The organism is Mesorhizobium sp. B2-6-4 (genome assembly GCF_006441495.1).
Lineage (GTDB): Bacteria > Pseudomonadota > Alphaproteobacteria > Rhizobiales > Rhizobiaceae > Mesorhizobium.
Window position 1 is genome coordinate 245,275 of sequence record NZ_VFUE01000010.1, and the last position, 7,765, is coordinate 253,039.

Annotated in this window: 6 protein-coding genes; 3 read left to right on the forward strand and 3 right to left on the reverse strand. The window is 64.5% G+C overall.

The window, feature by feature from the left end:
• Positions 1-90: 90 nt before the first annotated feature.
• The 3 genes from FJ426_RS16325 to FJ426_RS16335 all read right to left on the reverse strand — a co-directional run bounded on the left by FJ426_RS16325 (position 91) and on the right by FJ426_RS16335 (position 4,576).
• Entirely contained in the window at positions 91-1,251 is a 1,161-nt protein-coding gene (locus FJ426_RS16325) for an MFS transporter (protein WP_140825300.1), read from the reverse strand.
• A gap of 94 nt (positions 1,252-1,345) precedes the next feature.
• Positions 1,346-2,521 (reverse strand): MFS transporter, encoded by a 1,176-nt coding sequence (locus tag FJ426_RS16330; protein WP_140559629.1) that lies wholly within the window; start codon positions 2,519-2,521, stop codon positions 1,346-1,348.
• 165 nt (positions 2,522-2,686) lie between these two features.
• Positions 2,687-4,576: a phospholipase D-like domain-containing protein gene (locus tag FJ426_RS16335; protein ID WP_140559628.1), complete on the reverse strand. Its 1,890-nt coding sequence runs from the start codon at positions 4,574-4,576 to the stop codon at positions 2,687-2,689.
• A 216-nt stretch (positions 4,577-4,792) separates the two neighbouring features.
• Between FJ426_RS16335 and FJ426_RS16340 the strand changes: the two genes are divergently transcribed.
• The 3 genes from FJ426_RS16340 to FJ426_RS16350 form a co-directional block, all read left to right on the forward strand.
• Entirely contained in the window at positions 4,793-6,370 is a 1,578-nt protein-coding gene (locus FJ426_RS16340; RefSeq protein ID WP_140559627.1) for a trimethylamine methyltransferase family protein, read from the forward strand.
• 164 nt (positions 6,371-6,534) lie between these two features.
• Positions 6,535-7,020 carry a DUF559 domain-containing protein gene (locus tag FJ426_RS16345; protein WP_140559626.1) on the forward strand — a complete coding sequence of 162 codons (486 nt, stop codon included), beginning with the start codon at positions 6,535-6,537 and terminating at the stop codon, positions 7,018-7,020.
• A partial coding sequence (locus tag FJ426_RS16350) for an FAD-binding oxidoreductase (protein WP_140825301.1) occupies positions 7,017-7,765 on the forward strand: 749 nt, incomplete at its 3' end. The genes FJ426_RS16345 and FJ426_RS16350, both read left to right, overlap by 4 nt.

Consider the following 7,765-nt stretch of genomic DNA (forward strand, 5'->3'; position numbering starts at 1 on the left):
AATCGGGGGGCGGCCCTGCCTACATCGCGTCAAAGGGCGCCGGATTCAAGGTGTTGAAGCCGCGTCATCGCGGCAGATCGCTTCAGGCCGTCACACGATCCGCCGCCGGATGACGGTCGCAGCCGCCAGCGCCAGGCAGATCGCGCCGAGCGTCACCGGCAGGCCGCTCGCGCCGATCCCGTCCATCACGCCGCCCGCAAGCGGCGGGACGAGGATGCCGCCGACGCCCCACATCAGGGAGAAAGCGGCATTGCCGGCAATTAGCGCCGAGCCGCTGAAACGCTCGCCGAGTTCGATGATCGCCATCGTATAAATGCCGTAGGACACCGCGCCCCAGACGAAGATCATCGGCCAAACCAGCGGCGTTTCGATCAACAGCGGCAGCAGCAGACAGCCGAGCAGCGTCAGCACCAGGCAGATGAACCGCACCAGGCGCGCCGTCAGCCGCTCGGCCAGCAGACCGAGCGGCACCTGCATGGCGATGTTGCCGGCGATCATCGTCGACAACAGCGCCGACATGCGGTTCTCGGCGATGCCATAATGCGTGCCGTAGACGGGCAGCAGCGCCAGCACCGCCTGCTCGAAGCCGGCAGCCACGATTACTGCCGACAAAAGCAGCCAGGCGAGCGGCATGAAGCCCATCACCGAAAGCCGATGCCCGGCTTCGTCGACCTTAGGCAGGCGCCCGACCACCAGGGCGAGGCACCCGCCGCAGAAGATGAAAGCGGAAATGCCGACCAGGAATGGCGGCCAGCCCTCCGTACCGACGGCCAGCAGGCAAAGCGGCCCGGCGGCGAAGCCGGCCGAGATGATCGTGGAATAGACGCCCATGATGCGGCCGCGCCGGGCCGGCGGCGCCAGCGCGATCACCCAGATTTCGCTTAAGACATAGAGCGGATTGGTCACCGCGCCGATCAGGAACCGCAGCGGAAACCAGAGATAGACGTTCTGTGTCCAGCCGATCAGCGCCAGCACGACCGCCGAAAGCGCCGCGCAGGTCAGCGCCGTGCGCCCTGCCCCGAACCGCCGCGCCAGTGACGGGATGAGCGGCGACGAGACGATGAAGCCAATCGGCGTCATCGCCGCCGACAGGCCGATAATGACAGGCGAAACGCCCTGCCGCTGCAGGATGAAGCTCAAGAGCGGATAGGACAGTCCCTGCGCGATGGCGAACACCGACACGGTTGCGATCACACCGGTGATCGCTGCCCACTGCATCGTATCGTCGCGCTTCGGTTCCACCCGGTCCATGATCCACATCGCCTCTCGGCTGCAGGCTTAGCGTTTCGACCCGACAGCCGTAAGCCCCAAAGCCCGAACCCACGCTTGTTCCGGCCAAACCCTGTCAGGAGCCTCTGCGGCTGGCCGATCTGTAGAGCACGAAGGCGACCAGCAGCGCGTCCAGGCCGACGATCACCGCCGGCAATCCCAAAGGCCCGATCGCCTGCATCAGCAGACCGGCGCTGGGCGGACCGACAATGCCGCCAACGCCCCACAACAAGGCGAAAGCGGCGTTGCCGGTGACCAGCAGCGAGCCCTTGAAGCGGCTGCCGAGTTCCACCAACGCCATCGTGTAGACGCCATAGCCGACCGCTCCCATCACCAGCAGCACCGCCCAGATCAGCGGCGTCGTGATCAGCAGCGGCAGCAGAAGCGCGCAAACGGTGGTCGTCACCGCACAGGCCAGGATCATGGGGCGGCCGCCGAAGCGTTCGGCGAGCAGGCCGAGCGGGATCTGCAGCAGGATATTGCCCAAGGATAACGCCATCACCAGAGCGGCGAGCACGGCTTCCGGCAAGCCATAGCCGGCGCCGAAGACCGGAACCAGCGCATAGGTGCTTTGCTGGACCGCTGCCGAGACCAGCACCGCCAGCAGCAGCGCCGGCGCCAGCCGGGCAAAACCGATAAAGCTGCCGGCTGGCTGGCCGTCATCCTCGAAACCGGTGAGCTTTGAGGAGACAAGGCGCAGAATAACGGCGCAGAGCACGAAACCACCAATGCCGACGCTGAAGGGAGCCCAGCCCGACGTGCCGAGCAGGGTCAGTGTGAAAGGCCCGGCCGAGTAGCCGGCCCCCATCAGCGTGTTGAACACGCCCATCACCCGGCCGCGTCGCGCCGGCGGCGCCAGCGACAGCGCCCACACCTCCCCGAGGATATAGAGCGGGTTGATGACCACGCCGATGAGGAAACGGAGGACGAACCACGCCACCCAATCCTGCAGATAGCCGATGCCCAGGAAGCACAGCGCACCGATCAGCGAGCAGCCGACGGCGAGCGTGCGGGCGCCGACCAGCCGCACGGCGGCGGGCACGAACGAGGCAGACAGGATCAAGCCAACCGGCATCATCGCCGCCGACAGGCCGATCAGGCCCGGCGACATGCCTTGCTTCTGCATCAGCAGCGTGAACAGCGGCGAGCTCAGCCCTTGCGCGGCGCCGAACATCGCCAGCGCCGCGGTGACGCCGGCGAGCGCTGCCCACTGCGTTGCCGCTTCGCCTTGGCTCGAGCCGGTCGCGACCATGCTGCCGTTCCATGAGTGAATCGCCGACCTGCGGATCGGCAAGCCATCAGCTACCGGTTCGATCCCGGGAAAGGAAGGGCCGGACAGCGAAATCCGCTTGCGCCAACGGCCGGCGCCGTGCACCGGAAGGCTCGCGTCAAAAGCCGTCAGCACCCGCCGGCAGCACTATGGAAAATACCGTGCGATCGCGCCTTTCCTGCCTTGCGCGTAAGGCTTCAGCCACTTGTCGTCGATGGAGAGCCCATCGTCATCCGAAGGGCCTTTGCCGATGGTCTTGCGCCAGGCGCGGAACTTGTAGTGGTCGAACACGTCGAGCATATGCACGGCATAGGCCGCGGCGAAGGTCTTGTCGCCTTCGACGATCACCATGTTCTCGTCATTCTCGTAGGAAGCCTTGTAGCCGAGGTTGTGGCTGCCGGTGACGACCGTCGCGTTGTCCTCCATCGGATCGATGATGACGATCTTGTCGTGCACGATGGCATGGCCGACGGTCAGCACCTCCGCCTGGAAATCGCGGGCGATCGTGGCGCCGGTCAGGTTCGCCGCCCGCACGATGGAAACGTTCGGCGCCTCCCAGACCTTCTCCGGATAGACGAAGGGCGACTTGCCGTCCCTGTTTGATTTATGGGTGACCGGATCCTTAGTCGGCGCGACATAGTTGGGCATGGCGGTCTCATCGCTGATTGCCCCTTGCACGATCAGCTTCGGATCGGCCCTTGCCGCCGCCACCGCCTGGTCGACGATCGAATTGTCGCCGAGCCGCGAAGGATTGAACACCAGGAACAGCACGGCGCGCTTGGCTGCCTTGATGCGGGCGAAGAGGTCCTCGAGATCGACCGGCCGCACCGAGATGTCCTTCTTGTTGCGCTCGGGATCATTGGGCGAGAACCACACCGTCATGCCGTCCAGCGCCGCCGTGGCGCCGTTGAGCGGGTTTGGCCTGTGGTTTTCCCTGCGAAACGGCACGCCTTGCGTCTGCGCGACATGGCCGGCGGCGCTTTCCGTGGCCGGCGGCGGGAACAGGTCGGCCTTCATGCGCTGCCAGTAGGCGTCGAATATCTCGGCCATCGCCGGGTCGTCGCGGATGAAGGCGTTGTTGGATTGCCCGCAAATGCCCGTCGAGGTCCAGTTGGTGCTGCCCGTCATCACCGATTGTGGCTTGCCCTGGGCATCGCGATAGACGGCGAACTTGTTGTGGCCGATATGGTTGTTGTTGAACAGGCGATCCGTCACCGCGACGCCTGCGTCGTGCAGCCGCTTCCTGTAAGGCGCGTTGCCAGCGTCCCAGGCCTTCGTCTGGTCATCCCTGCCCGAGTTGGAAAGAATGACCTCCACGACATCCTTGGCGGCAATGATTGCGTCGCACAGTTCGTCGTCGCCAAGCTCGTAGAGCGCAAGACTGACCGTGCCGCCCTCGGCCTTGGCCCGCTTCAGCAGGCTGGTCAGCACATCAGGCACGTCGCCATGCAGGTAGGCGCGTATCTTGCTGGTCGGATCCTGCAGCACAGCCCTGATCTTGTCGCGCTGCCCGACCTTGATGCCGGCCTCGGCCAGCGCGCGCGACATCCATTGCGTCGACAGCACGCCATTCGTGAAGGCGACGCGCGCCTTGCCGAACATCTGGCCGAGGAAGATCGGCGGACTGACCGCGCCCCGGCCGAGATAGCCCAGCGGCCGCGCTGGACCGGTATAGGTCTTTTCCGGGCGCACCGGCACGGGATCGAGCCCGGCCTTCATGTCGCCGACCGGACGCACCCGGTAGGCTATCATTTGGCCGTCTGGCCTGACATCCAGGCTGTCGCGGCGCCGCCGGACAGTGAGATCGCGCCAGAATGTCTTCTGCACCGGCCAGACGCCGGTATCCTGGGGGATCCAATCCTTGTTGCGCTGTCCCTTGAAGGGCACCCAGGAAGCCAGGCAACGCTCCTCGCCGGTGTCGGGATAGAGGCGAACGATCTCGAAGCCCAGGCAGCCCGGGATCATCCCGTCGAGGTCCCAGGAGAGGAACGCGACTTCGTTGTTGGTGGCGGCACGCACTTTGACGACGTCAGGCATGGCTCTCCCTCCGGAGATATTCGACGCACAAGTTTATCAGAAGCAAAAGACGATACTGCAACGAATGGCGCCCCCTTATCCGCGGGCCCGCCTCGGGACCACGCAGCTGCCGTTCCGGCATGTCGCTTCCCTCGCTCTAGTGGTCGCCGCCTCCGCAATGGCCGGACAGCCGCCGGTCCATTATGCCGCCCACTTTCGCATCGTACGAGGCCCCTCATGACCGCCGCCCTTCAACCCGCCGAACCGGCATTGGCAACCGATCGTGCCCGCCGCGGCGGCCGCGCCGGAAAACGCGCAGGCGGCTCGGCCGCGTTCGAGCAGCCGCCGTTCCGCCAGCTGAAAATCCCGCTCCAGCCGACCAAGCTGGTTTCCGACGACGAGCTGGAATCGATCCACCTGGCCTCGCTGCGGGTGCTGAAGGAGATCGGTGTCGACGTCCTGCATGACGAAGCCCGCCGCATCATGAAGGAACACGGCGCCGACGTGCGCGAAGGCAGCGAGCGCGTGCGCTTCGACAGCGACATGATCCTCGATCTGGTGTCGCACTGCCCACCTGAATTCACTATCCATGCCCGCAACCCCGCGCACAATGTGCGCTTCGGCGGCGACAACCTGATCATCTCGATGATGGCCTCGGCGCCCAATTGCTCGGACATCGATCGTGGCCGCCGGCCCGGCAACCAGCAGGACTATCGCAATTTCCTGCGCCTGGCGCAGATGCACAACATACTGAACTGCACGGGCGGCTATCCGGTCGAGCCGATCGACATCCACCCCTCCGTCCGGCACCTCGAATGCATCCGCGACCTCGCCACGCTGACCGACAAGGTGTTCCACATCTATTCGCTCGGCAAGGAGCGAAATGTCGACGGCATCGAGATCACCCGTATCGCGCGCGGCATCAGCCACGAGCAGCTGCTCGAAGAACCGTCCGTCTTCACCATCATCAACACAAATTCGCCGCTGAAACTCGACGTGCCGATGATGGAAGGCATCATCCAGATGTCTAGCAAGGGCCAGGTCGTCATCGTCACGCCCTTCACCCTGTCGGGCGCCATGGCGCCGGTGACCATTGCCGGCGCGCTGGTGCAGCAGAACGCCGAGGCGTTGTCCGGCATCGCGTTTGCCCAGATGGTCAGAAAGGGCGCGCCGGTCGGTTATGGCGGCTTCACCTCCAATGTCGACATGAAGTCGGGTGCGCCCGCCTTCGGCACGCCCGAATACATGAAGGCGCAGCTCGTCGGCGGCCAGCTCGCCCGCCGCTACAACATCCCCTACCGCACCTCCAACACCTGCGCGGCCAACACGGTCGACGCACAGGCCGCCTATGAAAGCGTGTTCTCGCTGTGGGGCGCCATCCAGGGCGGCGGCAATCTGATGATGCACGCCGCCGGCTGGCTCGAAGGCGGCCTGCGCTGCTCCTACGAGAAGACCATCCTCGACATCGACCTGTTGCAGATGGTGGCGGAATTCTTGACCCCGCTCGACCTGTCCGAACAGGCGCTTGGCTTCGACGCCATCCAGTCGGTCGGCCCCGGCGGCCACTTCTTCGGCACACAGCACACGCAGGACCGCTACAAGACCGCCTTCTACTCGCCGATCCTGTCCGACTGGCGCAATTTCGAGACCTGGGCGGAAGCCGGCTCGCCGACGGCGCTCGAAAAGGCCAACAAGGTGTGGAAGGAGCGGCTGGCCTCCTATGAGGAGCCTTACATGGACCCGGCGATCCGCGAAGAGCTCAGCGCCTTCGTCCAGAAGCGCCGCGCCGAAGGCGGCGCGCCGACCGATTTTTGATCGTCTGCGTTCTCGATGAACTGATCACGCGTATGGATTCGATGAACGGTCGACCCCCACTCCGTCGAGCTGCGCTCGACACCTCTCCCCCGATCGACGGGGGAGAGGAAGGGCGTGAGCTTGGCCGGGCTGGCTCCCTTCCTCTCCCTCCGGAGGGGGGAGAGGTGGCGCTGCGAAGCAGCGACGGAGTGGGGGAAGCCGCTCGTAAAACCCGCAGTCGCCGAAAGTCAGTTACAACCCAGAGAGCCAGGAAACTCAGGCAAGGCAACAATCAGGCCGAAGCACTGCTTTGGCTCGAGCTGAAAACCCGCAAACTTGGTAGCTACAAGTTCACGCGACAGTTCTCTATCGGACCATATTACGCCGACTTCTGTTGCCGCGAAAAATGGCTGATCGTCGAGCTCGACGGCTCACAGCACGCCGACAGTTCCTACGACCGCCGCCGTGACGATTTCATGCGCGCCCAAGGCTACTCGATCCTGCGCCTCTGGAGCTATGAAGTCCTGAAACACCGTACTCCCGTGTGCGAAACCATCCTCGCCGCGCTCGACGACAGGCTGGTCGAAAACATCGCTGCATCCGACCTCCGCTTTGTTTTCATACCGCACTCACCCGATTCAATCTCTTCAAAAACGGACCTAGCTTCATGAAATCCCATGTAAAAGCGGTTGTCATCGGCGGCGGCGTCGTCGGCTGCTCGGTGCTCTATCACCTGGCAAAGGCCGGCTGGACAGACATCATGCTGATCGAGCGCTCGGAGCTCACCTCCGGCTCGTCCTGGCACGCGGCGGGCGGCTTCCATACGCTCAACGGCGATCCCAACGTCGCCAAGCTGCAGGCCTACACCGTGCAGCTCTATAAGGAGATCGAGGAGCTTTCCGGCCAGTCCTGTTCGCTGCACCTGACCGGCGGCGTGATGATGGCCGACTCGCCCGAGCGCATGGACTTCCTGCGACTTGCCCACGCCAAGGGCCGCTATCTCGGCATGGATACCGAGCTGATCACGCCATCCGAGGCCAAGGCGATGTTCCCGCTGATGGACGAGACGAATTTCGTCGGCGCCATGTGGGATCCGGTCGAAGGCCATCTGGATCCGTCCGGCACGACGATTGCGTACTCGAAAGCGGCGAAGAAACTCGGCGCCGAGATCGTGCTGCGCAACCGCGTCGTCGAACTGACGCAGCAGGTCGACGGCACCTGGAACGTCATCACCGAACAAGGCACGGTTCACGCCGAGCATGTCGTCAACTGCGGCGGCCTGTGGGCGCGCGAGATCGGCCGCATGGTCGGCCTCGAGCTGCCGGTGCTCGCCATGGAGCACATGTATCTCCTGACCGAACCCATGCCGGAGGTCGAGGAATTCAACAAATCGACAGGCCGCGAGATGATCGGCGT

Bases quoted from the DNA above. Each gene is read 5' to 3' on its own strand.
- FJ426_RS16325 (WP_140825300.1), bottom strand. From the start codon at position 1,251: ATGGACCGGGTGGAACCGAAGCGCGACGATACGATGCAGTGGGCAGCG.
- FJ426_RS16335 (WP_140559628.1), bottom strand. From the start codon at position 4,576: ATGCCTGACGTCGTCAAAGTGCGTGCCGCCACCAACAACGAAGTCGCG.
- FJ426_RS16340 (WP_140559627.1), top strand. From the start codon at position 4,793: ATGACCGCCGCCCTTCAACCCGCCGAACCGGCATTGGCAACCGATCGT.
- FJ426_RS16330 (WP_140559629.1), bottom strand. From the start codon at position 2,521: ATGGTCGCGACCGGCTCGAGCCAAGGCGAAGCGGCAACGCAGTGGGCA.